We start from the raw sequence: 16,331 nt of genomic DNA, 5'->3' as shown, positions 1-16,331 counted from the left end.
GCAGAGCCGGGCGGCGCGACCTCAGACGACCGCGCCGTCGTCCGGGTCGTGGTCGTCCCGGTCGCCGGGGCGCAGCCGCCAGATCAGCATCACGAAACCGGCCAGGATGCCGGAGAAGCCGAGCAGCGTCACCACCGACGGGTCGACCAGCGACACCACGGTGGGGGACAGGAACAGCAGGAAGCCGAGCACGATGCAGGCCACGCCGAGCACCGCGTACTTGGAGAAGCGGGGCAGCGGCGGCGGCGGGGGCGGGGTGTAGTGCTCCTCGTCCGACGCCTCGTCGGGCAGGTTGGCGCCGAACGTGTCCAGGCCGTCCAGCAGCGAGGGCTCGTCGTGCCGGTCCCGGCTCAGCGAGACGCCGGAGATGTCGGCCGCGTACGGCAGCCGGCGCACGTCGGTGGCGGTCGGCCCGGCCGGCTCCTCGGGGCGGCTGCCGGCGGCGGCGCCCGGCGGGGGTGGGTCGTCCACGTCCTCTGCCGCGGGCCAGGGGTGGCTGCCGGCGCTCGGCGCGGTGTGGAACCCGGCGACGATCTTCGCCCACTCGGCCTCGATGTCCGGCTCGTCGGCGCGCGGCTGCTCGCCGCCGCCCTCGTCGGCGAGCTGGGTGAGGTAGTCCCGGGCGGTGGTCAGGTGCGACCTGTCGACGTAGAGCCGGTCGACCGGGCGGGCCGGGACGGTGGTGGTGCGGGTCACCGGGTTCAGGTCGGCCGAGGGCTGGAGGTAGGCCGCGATGCCACCGGCGGCGAGCACGTCGAGCAGGTGCTCGCCGACGCGTGGATCGACGTCGCCCGCGACCGCGTACTCGGCCGCGTCGAGCCCGTTGTCCCGCCGTCCCCGACGGGGCCCGCCCCCTGACACCGGACACCCCCTTCGCCGATCCCTGCCCGTGCCCTGAATCGTGACACGTCGGCACCCGGTTCCGGGAGTGCGTTGTGGCGTGCCGCTCGTCGTTCGTACCCTCTTCCCGGACTCCTCCGGGCGCCGACGGCGCCTCCGGGGCCACGCGGCGACCCGCCCGCCGCCACCGACACGGGAAGGACGCCGGTGCTGTACTGGCTGCTGAAGTACATCATCCTCGGCCCGCTGCTGAGGCTGATCTTCCGCCCGCAGGTCGAGGGACTGGAGCACGTGCCGGACACCGGGCCGGTGATCCTCGCCAGCAACCACCTCTCCTTCTCGGATTCGATCTTCACTCCGTTGATCGTCAAGCGAAAAGTCACATTCATCGCCAAAGCCGAATACTTCACGGGTAGGGGCCTCAAGGGCTGGCTCACCAAGATGTTCTTCGTCGGCTCCGGCACCATCCCGGTCGACCGCTCCGGCGGCCGGGCCGCCCGTGCCGCCCTCGACACCCAGCTGTCGGTGCTGCGGGCCGGCGGCATCGCCGGCATCTACCCGGAGGGCACCCGGTCGCCGGACGGCCGGCTCTACCGGGGCAAGACCGGGGTGGCGCGGCTGGCGCTGGAGAGCGGCGCCCCGGTGGTCCCGATGGCCATGCTCAACTCCGACGCCATCCAGCCGACCGGGCAGATCATCCCCAACCTGGGCCGGGTGCGGATCCGGTTCGGGCCGCCGCTGGACTTCTCCCGCTACGCCGGGATGGCCGGTGACCGGTTCGTCGAACGGGCCGTCACCGACGAGATCATGTACGAGCTGATGGAGCTGTCCGGCCGCGAGTACGTCGACACGTACGCGCAGAAGGCCAAGGGCGCCGGGGCGCGCCAGCCGGTACCGGCCTGACCCTCAGCCCGCCCCGGCGATCCGCAGCAGCCCACCGGCGGCGTGCCGGCCGGCGAACGCGCGTACCCGGGCCAGCGTCGCCGCCGCGGCCGGCGGGTCCGCCTCGGTCAACGGCCCGACCGCCAGCGCGGACGCGATCATCTGGTCGGTCACGTCGGTCATCTCCGCGTACCCCTCGGCGGCGGTGGTGAGCAGCCGGCCCGCCCGCGCGGCGTCCCCGGCCCGCCGGGCCAGCGCCGCCTCGGCCGACCCCCCGGCCGCCCGCGCCCAGCGGGTCACCCGTGGCGCGTGGGCCAGCAGGTCGCGCACCAGCTCCGCGGCGTCGCCGCCGAGCAGCGCGGCGACGTGACCGACCGCCGGCACCCACTCGGCGAACGGGATCATCTTGGTCTGCCGCCAGTCCTCGTCCAGCTCGGTGAGCAGCGCCATCGCCTCGTCCCGGCGGCCCTGCACGGCGCGGCAGAGCGCGGCGTGCGCCAGCGTGGAGCGCAGCACGCGCTGGAAGCCGCTGCGCCGGGCCGCGACGAGCGCCTGGTCCACCAGGTCCTCGCCGGCGCCCGGGCCGGCCGGGTCGTCGCCGAGCGCCCGGATCCAGCCGGACACGGCCACGATGTGCAGGTCCCACTCGTCGGTCGGGCGTCGCGTCGACCCCTCGGCCATCCGCAGCGCCGCCGTCCAGTCCCCGCTGTAGTACGAGTGGGCCCACTGGTCGCTGAAGCTCACCGTCAGCGCGTGCTCGCCGGCCAGGTCCAGGGACCGCTGCTCGTCGACCAGCCGGGCCGAGCCGGTCAGGTCGCCCTCCTCCTGCAGCACCCAGGCCAGGTTGTGCACCGCGCGGCGGCGGCTGGTCAGCCGCTCCACCCGGCACTCCTCGGTCACCTCGGCCAGTTCCGCGTACGCCTCCTCGGCGCCGGCCTGGTAGCGGACCACGGCGAGCGTGATGCGCGCGTTCGCCCGCGCCTCACGCAGCCCCAGCCGCTCGGCCAGCTCGGCGGCGGTGCGCGCGGCCACGCACGCCGGCTCGGTCTCCGCGTCGAGCATGTGCGCCCGGGCCAGCTCCAGCAGCACGCCCACCTTGTCCTCGCTGTCCGGCAGCGTGGCGTGCAGCCCGATCGCCTGATCCAGGCAGCGCATCAGCTCCGAGCGGTCGGCCCGGGCGAAGGCCGCCGTGGCCAGCAGCCGCCACGCCTTCGCCGCGCCGGGCCGGTCACCGGCGTCGGCCAGCCGGCCGGCCAGCGTGGTGAGCAGCGCGGTCCCGCCGCCGTCGAGGAACCCGTCGCGGTCCCGGTAGAACGCCAGCTCGGCCTGGAACAGCTCCAGCGCCGGGTCCGGTCCGCACTCCACGCTCAGCGCGCGCTCCACGAGCGTGGCAGCGGTCTCCAGCGCGTGCAGCTCGTACGCCCGGCGGGCGGCCCGGTGCAGCGCGGACCGGGTCGCGGCGGCGTGCGGGGCCTGGTCCAGCCCGACGGTACGGGCGATCTCGTGCGCCGCCCACCTGTGGTTGGCCAGCACCTCGGCCCGGTCGTGCTGCCGGCCGTCGGCGAGCTGCTCCAGCCAGTCGGCGGTGCGCTGGTGCCGGGCGACCCGCTCGGCCCGGGGCAGCCGCTGGTAGCAGACGTCCCGGACCAGCACGTGCCGGAACCGGTACTCGGCCTGGCCGGGCATGGTCGAGACGGGCAGCTCGTAGACCAGGTCCCGGCGCTGGAGGTGGTGCAGCGCGCGCTCGACCCACTCCGTCGGGCGGCCGAGCGCCAGCGCCACCGGCGCCGCCCAGAACTGCACGCCCACCACCGAGGCGGCCTGGAGCACCGCGCGGTCGGCCGGGTCGAGCAGGTCCAGCCGGTTGGCGATGACCGCCTGCACGGTACGCGGCATCCCGGCGACCCCGGCCGGGTCGACGAGCGCGAGCCCGGCGGTCCGCTCGGCGAGCCCGCCGTCGAGCAGCATCCGCGCGTACTCCTGTGCGTAGAGCGGGTTGCCGTCGGCGAACTCGATCAGCGGCGCCCGCGCGTCCTGCGGCAGCGTGGCCTGGCCGAGCAGCAGCGAGTAGAGCGTGTCGATGTCCCCGTCGTGCATCGGCGGCACCGAGATGGACATCGCCCCGCTGATCGTGCCGGTCCAGGCCGGGTGCCGCTCGCGCAGCTCCGGCCGGGCGGTCGCGACGACGAGCAGCGGCACGTTGCGCGCCGCCGCGCCGAGCTGCTCGACGAAGGACAGCATCGCCTCGTCGGCCCAGTGCATGTCCTCGAAGACGAGCACCGTGGGGCCGGTCGCGGCCAGGGCGAGCAGGAAGCGCCGCCACGCCGCCTCGGTCTCGGCCGAGGTGAGCCGTTCGCCGGAGACGCCGACGAGCGGGCCCAGCGCCTCGGCCAGCCGTACCGCGTGCGGCTCGGCGAGGCGGCCCAGCCGCTCGCGCAGCCGGTCCCGGACGGTGGCCGGGTCGTCGGCGCCGGTCAGCCCGGCCCAGCTGCGGACGATGTCGGCGAGCGCGGCGTAGGTGACGTTCTCGCCGAACGGCGGGCACTGGCCGGTCAGCCAGGTGACCCGGGCGCCGGGCAGGCTGGCGGCGTGCCGGGCCAGCTCGCGCAGCAGCCGGCTCTTGCCCACCCCGGCCGGGCCGAAGACGGTGAGCAACTGCGAGGTGCGCTCGGTCAGCGTGCGGTGCAACGCGCTGACCAGCAGGCCCCGCTCGTGGTCCCGGTCGACCATCGGGGTCAGCTCGGCGGTCTGCCCGTCGCGCCGGGGCCGTGCCCGCACGGCCAGCCAGATCCGGCTCACCGTGGACCGGCCGCGCAACGTCACCGGCGGCTGGTCCGCGTACTCCATCTCGCGCCGGGTGGCCGCCCACGTGCTCTCGTCGACCACCACGCCGCCGACCGGGGCGAGCGCCTGCAACCGGCTGGCGGTGTTCACCACGTCGCCGGTGACGAACGCCTGGCCGCCGTCGCGCGCCGCGGCCAGGTCGACGAGGGCCTCGCCGGTGGCGATGCCGACCCGGAAACCCAGCGGCGGGTGCGGCCCGGCCGGCTGGCGGGCCAGGCTGCGCTGCAGCTCCAGCCCGGCGCGTACGCAGCGCAGCGCGTCGTTGTCGGTGGCCACCGGCGCGCCGAACAGCGCCATGACGGCGTCGCCGATGTACTTCTCCACCACGCCGCCGTACTGGTGCACCAGCCGGCGCACCGTGGCGAAGTAGACCTGTTGCAGGCTGCGTGCCTGCTCCGGATCGGCCCGCTCGGCGTACGTGGTGAAGTCGACGATGTCGATGAAGAGCACGCTGACCTGCCGGCGGTCCTCCTGTACCGCCACCGCGTGGTCGCGCAGCGGCTGACCGCAGTTGGTGCAGAAGTTCGCGCCGGTGTCGTTGGCGTGCCCGCAGCCCGGGCAGGACGCCGCCAGCGGACGGCCGCACCCGCCGCAGAAACGGTCGTCCGGCCCGGCGGTCCGGGCGCAGTGTCCACAGGTGAGGTCGATGTCCGGCTCCGTACGCGTGAGGTCCCCAGTGTCCCGCGCGGCCGCCGCAGTCGGGTACCCGACGGGTCGGCGGGACGTCACGGCTGTTCGGCCGGGTCTAGTCTCCCCTAGCAGGAAGTCCCGTCGACAGGGAGATTGCCGTGCACGTCCGGCTGTCCGCCTCATGGACCGATCCACGGGGGACGGTGTGGGCCGTCGGCGACACGGTCGACGTGGACGCCGTAACCCTCGCCGAACTGGAGGAAAAAGGAATGGTGGAGCAGCCCGCGGGTAGCGGATCGACCGAGACCACGACCACCACGACGACCCCGCCGAAGAAGACCGACCCCTCGAAGATCGGCCCGGGCCCGAGCGCGCCCCCGGCCGACAGCGACAAGGACTGACGGTCCGACCACGACGACGCGGGGGCCGGCGGGACGACCGCCGGCCCCCGCGTCGTCGTCGCTCAGCGGTCGTTCATGCCGGCCCGGCGGCGCAGCGCGGCCACGTCGGTGACCACGATGCGGCGCCCTTCGGTACGCAGCCAGCCCCGGCTGGCGAACGAGCCGATGGCCTGGTTGACGCTCTGCCGCGAGCCGCCGGCCATCTCGGCGAGCTGGCTCTGGTTCAGCTCGATGGTGATCATCGGGGCCTGGCTCTCGCCGGCCAGCCGGACCAGCGTCTTGGCCACCCGGCCGGGCAGGTCGAGGAAGACGTGGTCGGCGTTCTGCTCGGTGAGCCGGCGGATCAGCTGGCCGAGCGAGCGCATCACCGCGTCCAGGATGCGCGGGTTGGAGTGCACCAGCTCCATGAAGGCGGGCCGGGACAGCGCCAGCGCGGCGCAGTCCTCGATCGCCTCGGCCGAGGCGGACCGGGTGGAGGCGTCCAACAGGGACACCTCGCCGAGCACGTCCGGGGGTCGGATCACCGACAGCACCGCGCGCTCGCCGGTCGGCGCGGTACGGAACACCGCGACCGCGCCGCGGCGCAGGACGATCAGCGACTCGCCGGGGTCGTTCTCGACGAAGAGCAGCTGCCCCTTGCGGTAGGTGCGCGGTACGGCCGCGGCGATGACCCGCTGCCGCACCTCCGGCTCGAGCCCGGCGAACATCTCCACGCCCGTGAGCGCGTCACCCGGCTCCGGCAGGCGAGACTCCACGGCTCAACCCCTCCCCGGTCAGAAGTCACGACTCGCACACCGGGTGAAGCTGTCAGTCCCGGTACGAAGGCAGCTCAACCGGTTCGGCGCCCGACGGCGGTACACATCAGATCATGACGGTCCCGTCGCGTGCTGTACACCCCCGGAGACACTTCCGTGACCATGGCCCGGCCGTGTCCGGCACGCCGCCGACCTCGGCGGACGCCCCGGCGGGCGGTCCCCGGCGGTGATGGGCGAGGATGAGGGCGATGGTCTACCGCTATTTCTACGACTGCGAATTCATCGAGGACGGCCGGATCGTCGACCTGGTGTCGATCGGCGTCGTCGACGAGTACGGCCGCGAGTTCTACGCGGTCTCCACCGAGTTCGACGACTCCCGGGCGGTGCCCTGGGTGCGGCGCAACGTGCTGGACAAGCTCCCCTCGCCGGCCGACCGGGCCTGGCGCTCGCGCGCGCGCATCCGTGACGACCTGCACGACTTCCTGCTGGAGCCGGTGCGGGACCGGCCGGGCGAGCAGCTGGAGCTGTGGGCCTGGTACGCCGCGTACGACCACGTCGTGCTGGCCCAGCTCTGGGGCGCGATGCCGGCGCTGCCCCGGGAGATCCCCCGGTTCACCAAGGAGCTGCGCCAGCTCTGGGACGACCGGGGGCGTCCCAGGCTGCCGGACGCCGAGGCGGACCGGCACGACGCACTCGTCGACGCCCGGCACAACCTGGCACGGTGGCGGGCGATGACGGCGCGGGAGGTTTGACCGGTTCCGCCCAGGGCACGGGAGCGGCATCTACGCCGATCCGAGACAGGAGTGCCCCATGAGCCATGAGCCGACAAGCGCCGCGGACGCCCGCCGCCGGGTCACCGAGCTGATCCGGGACGCCCGGATCTGCCTGCTCACCACCACCGGCGTGGACGGTCGTCTGGTCAGCCGCCCGATGGGGCTGCAGGAGGCGGAGTTCGACGGGGACCTGTGGTTCTTCGCGTACGCCGACTCGGCGAAGGTGCGGCAGATCCGGGTCAACCCCCAGGTGAACGTCGGTTTCTCCGACCAGCGGCACCACGCCTGGGTGTCGGTGGCCGGCACCGCCACCGAGGAGTGGGACCCCGAGCGGGCGAAGGAGCTGTGGAACCCGCTGCTCAAGGTGTGGTTCCCGGACGGTCTGGACACGCCGGGGATCACGTTGATCAAGGTGCACGCCGGCTCGGCGGAGTACTGGGACTCGCCCGGCAGCACAGTGGTGAACCTGCTCGGGTTCGCCAGGGCGGCGGTGACCGGCAAGCCGCCGAAGGCGGGGGAGAACCACGAGGTCAGCTACTGACGGGTAGGGCCGTCCGTCGTCCGGAACGGCCCGGGGTGCGGTGTCGGCGTACACCTGTGGCGACTACAGTGCGCACTGACGGCCCGCCCCGGGCCGGCAACGGCGCCGATGGTCTGATCTGACACATATCCTGGGGCTTATCCGGGCTTCACCTGATGCTCCAGGAGGATGAGCAGATCATGCGTATCGGCGTGCTCACCGGCGGCGGCGACTGCCCAGGTCTCAACGCGGTGATTCGGGCGGTGGTCCGCAAGGGCGTCGCCACCTACGGTCACGAGTTCGTGGGCTTCCGGGACGGCTGGAAGGGCCCGCTCGAGGGCCTGACCAAGCCGCTGGGCATCCCCGAGGTGCGCGGCATCCTGCCCCGCGGCGGCACCATCCTCGGCTCGTCCCGCACCAACCCGTTCAAGATCGAGAACGGCGTGGAGCGGATCAAGGAGAACCTGGCCGCCCAGGGCGTGGACGCGCTGATCGCGATCGGCGGCGAGGACACGCTCGGCGTCGCCACCAAGCTGCACGAGCTGGGCGTCCACGTCATCGGCGTGCCGAAGACGATCGACAACGACCTGGGCGCCACCGATTACACGTTCGGCTTCGACACCGCGGTGAACATCGCGATGGAGGCGATCGACCGGCTGCACACCACCGCGGAGAGCCACCACCGCACGCTCGTGGTCGAGGTCATGGGCCGGCACGCCGGCTGGATCGCGCTGCACGCCGGCCTCGCCGGTGGCGCCAACGTGATCCTGCTGCCGGAGCGGCAGTTCGACGTCGAGCAGGTCGCCGGCTACGTCGAGAAGCGCTTCCAGCACCAGTACGCCCCGATCGTCGTGGTCGCCGAGGGCGCCCAGCCGCTGGACGGCCAGATGGTGCTGCACAACCAGGAGCTGGACGCGTTCGGCCACGTCCGCCTGGGCGGCATCGGCCAGTGGCTCGCCGAGCAGCTGGAGGCCAAGACCGGCAAGGAGGCCCGCACCGTGGTGCTCGGCCACATCCAGCGCGGTGGCACGCCGACCGCGTTCGACCGGGTGCTCGCCACCCGGCTCGGCCTCCACGCGATCGACGCCGCGAACGAGGGCGACTGGGGCAAGATGGTCGCGATGCAGAGCACTGACATCGTCCGGGTCCCGCTGGCCGACGCCACCCGCGAGCTGAAGACCGTGCCGCTGGAGCGGTACGCCGAGGCCGAGGTCTTCTTCGGCAGCTGATCGACGGCGCACGGCGTGGCGGGCCGGTGATCCGGCCCGCCACGCCACGCCCACGTGACCCGGGAAGGGGTACGGCTGATGGCACGCGAGGTGCACACGGTCGCGGTGATCGGCGCCGGCAAGATCGGTGAGCTGATGCTGTCCGGGCTGCTGCGCTCCGGCTGGCCGGTGGAGCGGCTGCTCGCCACCGCGCGCCGCCCGGCCCGGGCGAAGGAGCTGGCCGACCGCTACGGCGTACGGGTGGTGGACAACCTCACCGCGGTGACCGAGGCCGAGGTGCTCGCGGTGTCGGTCAAGCCGCAGGACGCCGCCGCGCTGCTGGACGAGATCGGCCCGAAGGTGCCGGCGGACAAGCTGGTCATCTCGCTCTGCGCCGGCCTGCCGACGGCGTTCTTCAACCGCCGGCTGCCAGAGGGCACCCCTGTGGTCCGGGTGATGACCAACACCCCGGCGCTCGTCGACCAGGCGATGAGCGCCATCTCGGCGGGCGCGTACGCCACCGGCGAGCACCTGGCCCTGGCGGAGGAGATGTTCTCCCCGCTCGGCTCGACCGTCCGGGTGCCCGAGTCGCAGCAGGACGCGGTCACCGCGCTCTCCGGCTCCGGCCCCGCCTACTTCTACCTGCTGGTCGAGGCCATGATCGACGCGGGGATCCTGCTCGGCCTGCCGCGCCAGGTGGCGCACGAGCTGATCGTGCAGACCGCGATCGGTTCGGCGGTGATGCTGCGCGACTCCGGCGAGCACCCGGTGAAGCTGCGCGAGGCGGTCACCTCGCCGGCCGGCACCACCATCTCCGCGGTCCGCGAGCTGGAGAACCACGGCGTACGCGCGGCCATGCTGGCGGCGCTGGAGGCGGCCCGGGACCGGGCCCGGGAACTCGCCGCCCAGGCGGACTGACGCTCAGCCGCGACGCGACGCCGGCCGCGGATGCCGCCGGAGCAGCAGGATCAGCACGGCCAGGGCGAGCGTCCCCCACAGTGGCACCCAGCGGGGCCGGTGCTGGGCGAGCGTGCCGACCGCGCCACCGACGCTGTAACTGACCAGGGCGAGCAGCCCGAGCAGGGTGCCCCGCCGGGCCCGGGCCCGGCCGGCGGCGGGGCCGAGCAGCCAGCGGGCGGCCCGCTCACCGGTCTTGGTCGTGGTGCCCGACTGGTAGGTGATCGGCGTGGCGATCCCCGCGGTACGGCTCGCCAGCGTGGTCAGGCTGCCCATGGCGGCCGCGCCGGCGGCGGCGAGCAGAACCCGGGACGCCGTGCCGTCCCGGCCGTACGCGAGCGCCAGGTTGAGCGCCGCCCAGACGATCATGGCGGCCTCGGTGACCGCGATGTCCACCAGCGGCGCCGACGTCGGCCCGGTGCGGCCGCGGAGCAGGCTGACCAGCCCGGCGGCGGTGGCGAACGCGACGATCGACGCCGCCGAGACGGGCCACGTGGAGTGCCCGCCGGTGGGCCCCATGCCGAGGAAGATGGCGTTTCCGGACTGGTTGGCGACGAACGCGCCGTATCGCAGGAACGCGAAGGAGTCCAGCGCGCCGGCGGTGACGACGGCGAGCACCAGCGCCGCGAGCGGGCGCCGGAACTCGCGGTAGGAGTCCGCGGGGTCGTACGGCGCCGACCGGTTCACCCGTCCCCCGTCCGTGTGCAGGAGCAGCCCCGGCAGTTTCGCTGTCGGGCCGCCGCGGCGAACCTACTATATGTCGCATATGTAGGGTTTAGGGCGCTTCGCAACGCGGCGACCGGACGCGCGGCCGGCCGCCGGGGCGCCGGGTACCTGATCACGCAGTTCTTCCTGAGCCTGCTCGACGCGCTCGGTCGCTCGGGCGTGTTCGCGCTGATCGCCGCCGACTACGACCGGCGGCGGCGGGCGCACGCCGGTTCCTGAAATCTCCCTGAACGGCTGCGGCTGCACCAAACCGCTCTTACCATGACGTAATAGCTGAAACCGTACAAAGCGTGCGGACGAAGGGATCGCGAAGTGCATCTCACGCCGAAGGAATTCGACAAGCTGACGATCCACTCGTTGGCGATGGTCGCCAACGCCCGGAAGGCGCGCGGGGTCAAGCTCAACCACCCCGAGGCCGTGGCGGTGATCTGCGCCGCGGCGCTCGAGGGCGCGCGCGAGGGCAAGACCGTCGAGGAGGTCATGAACGACGCCAGCCACGTGCTCACGGCCGACGACGTGATCCCCGGCGTGGCGGACATGATCCCGATGCTCCAGGTCGAAGCGGTGTTCACCGACGGGTCACGGCTGATCACCGTCCACTCACCCATCCAGTAGAGCAGCGACCGGAGGCCACGGTTTCCGGCAGAGCGGGGGCGACATGGCGAAGCAACACCCGGGACCGAACTCCAAGCACCTTCGGCCCATCGGCGGCTACAAGCTCAGCGACCAACCTCTGGAACTCAACGCCGGGCGGCCGGTGACCGAGGTGGTCGTGCACAACACCGGTGACCGGCCCATCCAGGTCGGCTCCCACTTCCACTTCTTCGAAGCCAACCGGTTCCTGGAGTTCGACCGCCCGGCGGCGTTCGGCAAGCGGCTGAACATTCCGGCCACGACCTCGATCCGGTTCGAGCCCGGCGACCGCAAGACAGTGCAACTGATCCCGTACGGCGGTTCCCAGCGGGTGTACGGCTTCAACGGACTGGTCCAGGGCTGGACCGGCGACGGGCCGATCCCCGGATACCGGCCGGACCGGGCCGAGGCGCTCCACCAGGCCCAGACGCGCGGCTTCAAGACCACGTCGCAGGACCAGGACCAGGGCAAGGGTCAGGACCAAGGCAAGGGCAAGGGCAAGTAGCCCGCCACTCTCAGACGCGCCAGAGCTGGAGCGATAACGCATGAGTCAGATCTCACGGCAGGAATACGCCGGAATGTACGGCCCGACCACGGGCGACCAGATCCGGCTGGGTGACACCGACCTCTACATCGAGATCGAGAAGGACCTGCGGGTCCTCGGTGACGAGGTGATGTACGGCGGTGGCAAGACCCTGCGCGACGGCATGGGCAGTGCCAGCCAGGCCACCAGCGCCGAGGGCGTGGTGGATCTGGTGATCACCAACGTGACAATCGTCGACGCGCTGCTCGGCGTGGTCAAGGCGGACGTGGGGATCAAGGACGGCAGGATCGCCGGGATCGGCAAGGCCGGCAACCCCAACATCATGGACGGGGTGACCCCGGGCCTGGTGACCGGACCGGGCACCGACGCGATCTCCGGTGAGCACCTGATCCTGACCGCCGGCGGCATCGACGCGCACGTCCACCTGGTCACTCCGCAGCAGGTGTACGCCGCGCTCAGCAACGGCGTCACCACCCTCTGGGGCGGCGGCACCGGGCCCAGCGACAGCACCAACGGCGTCACCATCACGCCCGGCCCGTGGAACATCCACAACATGATGCGGGCCTTCGAGAACCTGCCGATCAACATCGGCCTGCTGGGCAAGGGCAACAGCAGCGGCCGGGCGCCACTGGTCGAGCAGATCATGGCCGGGGTGCCCAGCTTCAAGATCCACGAGGACTGGGGCGCGCCGCCCGCGGTGATCCGGTCCTGCCTGGCCGTCGCCGACGAGTACGACGTCCAGATCAGCATCCACACCGACACGCTCAACGAGAGCGGCTACATCGAGGACAGCATCGCCGCCTTCGAGGGCCGGACCATCCACACGTTCCACACCGAGGGCGCGGGCGGCGGGCACGCGCCGGACATCATCAAGGTCGCCGGCCAGATGAACGTCCTGCCCGCGTCGACCACGCCCACAGTGCCGTACGGCATCAACAGCCAGTCCGAGCTGTACGACATGATCATGGTCTGCCACAACTTCAACCCGAAGGTGCCCTCGGACGTCGCCTTCGTGGAGAGCCGGATCCGCACCGAGACCATCGCCGCCGAGGACGTGCTCCTCGACGAGGGCGTCATCTCGATGATGCAGAGCGACTCGCAGGCCATGGGCCGGGTGGGGGAGACCTGGCTGCGCACCGTCCAGCTCGCCGGGCAGATGAAGAACGCCCGCGGCAAGCTGGCCGAGGACTCCGACGCCAACGACAACTTCCGCGTCCTGCGCTACGTCGCCAAGATGACCATCAACCCGGCGATCACCCAGGGCGTCTCGCACGTCATCGGCTCGGTCAGCCCGGGCAAGCTCGCCGACCTGGTGCTCTGGGAGCCCGCGTTCTTCGGCACGAAGCCGAAGATGGTGCTCAAGGGCGGCATGATCGCCTGGTCGATCATGGGCGACCCGAACGCCTCGCTGCCCACCCCGCAGCCGGTCTACTACCGGCCCATGTTCGGCGCCACCGGCTCCCAGCTCGCCAAGAACTGCGTGACGTTCGTGTCCCGGGCCGCGCACGAGTCCGGTGTGGCCGAACAGCTCGGCCTGCAACGGCAGGTCATGCCGGTCTACGGCTGCCGCAACCTGACCAAGCGCGACATGGTGCGCAACGACCGTACGCCGAAGCTCGAGGTCGACCCGGAGACCTTCGCCGTGAAGATGGACGGCGTGCACGCGACCGTGCCGGCGGCCAAGAACCTCCCCCTCAGCCAGCTCTACTTCTTCAGCTGACCCGGCGCGGCACCCGCCCCCGGCCGGGCCGGCGGCGGGGTCGCGTGAAAGGAGAACACATGCTCGTCGAAACGGTACTCGGCAACGTGAACGAGCCGGCCTGGACCGAGCGGCTCCGGGAGGCCAAGGTCGACGACCTGGTCCTCGACCAGTGGGACGCCCAGAAGAGCCGGCTGCGCCGGACCACGAGCCTCGGCACCGAGCTGGCGCTGTCCCTGGCCCGCGGCGTACGGCTGCGCGACGGCGACGTGCTCGCCTGGGACGACGCCACGGCGACCGCTGTGGTGGCCCGGATCGCGCTCGGCGAGGTGATGGTCGTGCACCTCGACACGCTGCACGGCGAGTCGCTGGACATGGTGATCCGTTCCGCCGTCGAACTCGGCCACGCGATCGGCAACCAGCACTGGCCGGCGGTGGTGAAGGGCACCAAGATGTACGTCCCGCTGACTGTGGACCGCAAGGTCATGGACTCGGTGATGCGGACACACGCGTTCACCGGCCTCACCCACGAGTTCATCCCCGGCACCGAGATCATCGCGTACCTGGCCCCGCACGAGTCGCGGCGGCTGTTCGGCGGGGCCGACTCGACCCCGCACACGCACCTGCCCGCCGACCTGAACTGAGGGCCGGGGTGTCCACGGTGACCGAGGCCCTGAAGCTGCTCCAGTTCGGCGACTCGGTCTTCCCGGTCGGCGCGTTCTCCTTCTCCAACGGGCTGGAGACGGCGGTCGAGCAGGGCGCGGTGCACGACCGGACCACGTTGCAGGAGTTCGTGCGGACGGTCACCCGTGCAGCCGCCACCGGTGACGGGGTGGCGCTGCTCGTGGCGCACCGCGCCGCGCGTGCCGGTGATCTCGATCGGATCCGGGCGGCCGACGAGGCCGTACACCTGCGCAAGATCAACGAGGAGACGCGGACGATGACCGTCCGCATGGGGCGCAAGCTGGCCGAGGCCGCCGAACGGGTGGTGGGGGAGTCCCTGCTGCGCAAGCGCGTCGCGGAGAGCGGCGGCGGCGTCCCGGTCACCTACCCGGTCGCGCTCGGCGTGCTCTTCGCCGAACTCGGCGTGGGCGAGGCGGACGCGTTCGCCGCCCACCAGTACGGCGCGGCCTCCATGGTGCTCGGCGCGGCGGTCCGGCTGATGCGGGTGGACCACCTCGACACCCAGTCGATCCTCTTCGCGGTGAACGAGCGGGTCGGCGAGGACTACGAGGAGGTGCGCACCGCCGGGCTGGACGACATGCAGAGCTTCGTGCCGCACCTCGACGTGCTGGCCGGCGCGCACCAGCACGCACACGTACGCATGTTCATGAGCTGAGCGCTCACCCACTGAAGGGCTTCTTCGAAAATGAAATCAGCGAGTCGGATCGGCGTCGGCGGCCCGGTGGGCAGCGGCAAGACGGCCATCATCGAGGCCGTCGTGCCCCGCCTGGTCGAGCAGGGCCTGCGCATCCTGGTCATCACCAACGACGTGGTCACCACCGAGGACGCCAAGCACGTCCGCCGCGCCCTGACCGGCGTGCTGGTGGAGGAGCGCATCGTCGGCGTGGAGACCGGCGCCTGCCCGCACACCGCCGTCCGCGAGGACCCCAGCATGAACCTCGCGGCGGTGGAGGACATGGAGGCGCGGTTCCCGGACAGCGACGTCGTGCTCATCGAGAGCGGCGGGGACAACCTCACGCTCACGTTCAGCCCCGCGCTCGTCGACTACTTCATCTACGTGATCGACGTGGCGGCCGGCGACAAGATCCCGCGCAAGAACGGTCCGGGCATCTCCAAGTCCGACATCCTCGTGATCAACAAGACCGACCTGGCCCCGTACGTCGACGCCGACCTGGACGTGATGGCCCGCGACGCCGAGCTGATGCGCGGCGGCAAGCCGTTCGTGTTCACCAACTGCAAGACCGGCGAGGGCATCGACGACCTGGTGGACCTGGTCCGCCGCAACGCGCTGTTCGACGCCGAAGTGCTGGCATGATCACTCTGGACTCCGTCCGGGAACTCGCGCCGTACCAGGACCAGCCGGCGCAGCTGCCGGCCGCCGCGAACGGCAAGGTGGGCATCCTCCGGCTGGGGTTCGAGTGGCGCGAGGACCAGGACCGGACCATCCTGCGCGACGTCTTCCGGCAGTCGCCGCTGCTGGTGCAGCGCGCGCTGTACTGGGACGAGGAGATGCCGGGCCTGCCCTGCGTCATGATCCTTACCACCTCGGGCGGCGTGCTCCAGGGCGACCGGTTGCGCATCGACGTCGACCTGGGGCCGGGCGCGCAGGCGCACCTGGTCACCCAGGCCGCCACCAAGATCCAGGAGATGGACGCCAACTACGGCACCCAGACCCAGAGCTTCACCCTGGCGCAGGACGCCTACCTGGAGTTCCTGCCCGAGCCGGTGATCCCGTTCCGGCGCAGCCGGTTCGTCTCCGACACCGTGGTCCGGCTGCCGGAGACCGCGACAATGCTGTACGCCGAGGTGCTCCAGCCCGGCCGCAAGTACTACCGCGACGGCGAGATCTTCGCGTACGACCTGTTCTCCACCACGCTGCGGGCGCACCGGCCCGACGGACGCCCGTTGTTCGTGGAGAAGTTCGTCATCACTCCCGGCCGGTTCCCGGTGACGCGGATCGGCATGATGGACCGCTTCCACGTCTTCGGCAACGTCGTGCTGCTCACCGACCCGGACCGGGCGGCCCGGGTCTTCGAGCGGACCGCGACGCCGGTGTGGGACGAGCGGACGCCGCTGGCCACCGCCGTCAGCCGGCTGCCGAACGACGCCGGCCTGGTGTTCAAGGTGCTCGGGCAGGAGACCGAACCGGTCCGCGCCGCGGTACGCGCGTTCTGCACTGCCGCCCGCGAAGAGGTGACCGGCTGCACCTTCCCGCCGGTCTTCAGCTGGCGTTGA

18 protein-coding genes are annotated in these 16,331 nt (G+C 72.1%); 14 read left to right on the top strand and 4 right to left on the bottom strand.

From position 1 onward, the window contains the following. Positions 1 to 21: 21 nt before the first annotated feature. Positions 22 to 861 carry a DUF308 domain-containing protein gene (locus PVK74_RS12835; protein WP_043329408.1) on the bottom strand — a complete coding sequence of 280 codons (840 nt, stop codon included), beginning with the start codon at positions 859 to 861 and terminating at the stop codon, positions 22 to 24. A gap of 186 nt (positions 862 to 1,047) precedes the next feature. On the opposite strand from PVK74_RS12835, the gene PVK74_RS12830 reads away from it, so the two are divergent. Then, positions 1,048 to 1,743, top strand: coding sequence for a lysophospholipid acyltransferase family protein (locus PVK74_RS12830; protein WP_043329411.1), 696 nt, complete (start codon positions 1,048 to 1,050; stop codon positions 1,741 to 1,743). A gap of 3 nt (positions 1,744 to 1,746) precedes the next feature. On the opposite strand, the gene PVK74_RS12825 is transcribed toward PVK74_RS12830, so the two are convergent. Beyond that, on the bottom strand, positions 1,747 to 5,295 hold the full coding sequence (locus PVK74_RS12825) for an ATP-binding protein (RefSeq protein ID WP_274479117.1): 3,549 nt from the start codon (positions 5,293 to 5,295) through the stop codon (positions 1,747 to 1,749). A gap of 59 nt (positions 5,296 to 5,354) precedes the next feature. Between PVK74_RS12825 and PVK74_RS12820 the strand changes: the two genes are divergently transcribed. Then, on the top strand, positions 5,355 to 5,597 hold the full coding sequence (locus PVK74_RS12820) for a hypothetical protein (protein WP_043329413.1): 243 nt from the start codon (positions 5,355 to 5,357) through the stop codon (positions 5,595 to 5,597). Between the two features lie 62 nt (positions 5,598 to 5,659). Here PVK74_RS12820 and PVK74_RS12815 read toward each other — a convergent pair whose 3' ends face one another. Then, positions 5,660 to 6,352 carry a Crp/Fnr family transcriptional regulator gene (locus tag PVK74_RS12815; protein WP_013287664.1) on the bottom strand — a complete coding sequence of 231 codons (693 nt, stop codon included), beginning with the start codon at positions 6,350 to 6,352 and terminating at the stop codon, positions 5,660 to 5,662. A gap of 248 nt (positions 6,353 to 6,600) precedes the next feature. Here PVK74_RS12815 and PVK74_RS12810 point away from each other — a divergent pair, with 248 nt between their 5' ends. From PVK74_RS12810 to proC, 4 genes are all read left to right on the top strand, one after another. After that, entirely contained in the window at positions 6,601 to 7,104 is a 504-nt protein-coding gene (locus tag PVK74_RS12810; RefSeq protein ID WP_043329415.1) for a polyadenylate-specific 3'-exoribonuclease AS, read from the top strand. 58 nt (positions 7,105 to 7,162) lie between these two features. Further along, positions 7,163 to 7,666 (top strand): pyridoxamine 5'-phosphate oxidase family protein, encoded by a 504-nt coding sequence (locus PVK74_RS12805; RefSeq protein WP_043329417.1) that lies wholly within the window; start codon positions 7,163 to 7,165, stop codon positions 7,664 to 7,666. Between the two features lie 179 nt (positions 7,667 to 7,845). Further along, entirely contained in the window at positions 7,846 to 8,874 is a 1,029-nt protein-coding gene (locus PVK74_RS12800) for a 6-phosphofructokinase (RefSeq protein WP_043331080.1), read from the top strand. 78 nt (positions 8,875 to 8,952) lie between these two features. Further along, positions 8,953 to 9,771, top strand: a complete 819-nt coding sequence (gene proC / locus PVK74_RS12795) for a pyrroline-5-carboxylate reductase (protein ID WP_043331082.1) — start codon at positions 8,953 to 8,955, stop codon at positions 9,769 to 9,771. Positions 9,772 to 9,774: 3 nt separating this feature from the next. On the opposite strand, the gene PVK74_RS12790 is transcribed toward proC, so the two are convergent. Next, positions 9,775 to 10,497, bottom strand: coding sequence for a YoaK family protein (locus PVK74_RS12790; RefSeq protein ID WP_274479116.1), 723 nt, complete (start codon positions 10,495 to 10,497; stop codon positions 9,775 to 9,777). A gap of 15 nt (positions 10,498 to 10,512) precedes the next feature. On the opposite strand from PVK74_RS12790, the gene PVK74_RS12785 reads away from it, so the two are divergent. The 8 genes from PVK74_RS12785 to PVK74_RS12750 all read left to right on the top strand — a co-directional run bounded on the left by PVK74_RS12785 (position 10,513) and on the right by PVK74_RS12750 (position 16,331). Further along, positions 10,513 to 10,755, top strand: coding sequence for a hypothetical protein (locus tag PVK74_RS12785; RefSeq protein ID WP_274479115.1), 243 nt, complete (start codon positions 10,513 to 10,515; stop codon positions 10,753 to 10,755). 93 nt (positions 10,756 to 10,848) lie between these two features. Next, positions 10,849 to 11,151 (top strand): urease subunit gamma, encoded by a 303-nt coding sequence (locus tag PVK74_RS12780; protein ID WP_013287657.1) that lies wholly within the window; start codon positions 10,849 to 10,851, stop codon positions 11,149 to 11,151. A 43-nt stretch (positions 11,152 to 11,194) separates the two neighbouring features. Next, entirely contained in the window at positions 11,195 to 11,674 is a 480-nt protein-coding gene (locus PVK74_RS12775) for an urease subunit beta (protein ID WP_043329420.1), read from the top strand. Between the two features lie 40 nt (positions 11,675 to 11,714). Then, positions 11,715 to 13,433: an urease subunit alpha gene (locus tag PVK74_RS12770; protein WP_043329421.1), complete on the top strand. Its 1,719-nt coding sequence runs from the start codon at positions 11,715 to 11,717 to the stop codon at positions 13,431 to 13,433. Positions 13,434 to 13,492: 59 nt separating this feature from the next. Next, positions 13,493 to 14,056 (top strand): urease accessory protein UreE, encoded by a 564-nt coding sequence (locus PVK74_RS12765; protein ID WP_013475749.1) that lies wholly within the window; start codon positions 13,493 to 13,495, stop codon positions 14,054 to 14,056. A gap of 17 nt (positions 14,057 to 14,073) precedes the next feature. After that, entirely contained in the window at positions 14,074 to 14,751 is a 678-nt protein-coding gene (locus PVK74_RS12760) for an urease accessory protein UreF (protein ID WP_274479114.1), read from the top strand. Between the two features lie 30 nt (positions 14,752 to 14,781). Continuing rightward, complete coding sequence (gene ureG, locus PVK74_RS12755; protein ID WP_013287653.1) at positions 14,782 to 15,411, top strand: urease accessory protein UreG; 630 nt, start codon at positions 14,782 to 14,784, stop codon at positions 15,409 to 15,411. Beyond that, complete coding sequence (locus tag PVK74_RS12750) at positions 15,408 to 16,331, top strand: urease accessory protein UreD (RefSeq protein WP_274479113.1); 924 nt, start codon at positions 15,408 to 15,410, stop codon at positions 16,329 to 16,331. The genes ureG and PVK74_RS12750 overlap by 4 nt, the downstream gene beginning before the upstream one ends.

Source organism: Micromonospora chalcea (assembly GCF_028768405.1).
Taxonomy (GTDB): Bacteria; Actinomycetota; Actinomycetes; order Mycobacteriales; family Micromonosporaceae; genus Micromonospora; species Micromonospora chalcea.
This window is presented reverse-complemented; position numbering and strand designations above follow the sequence as displayed.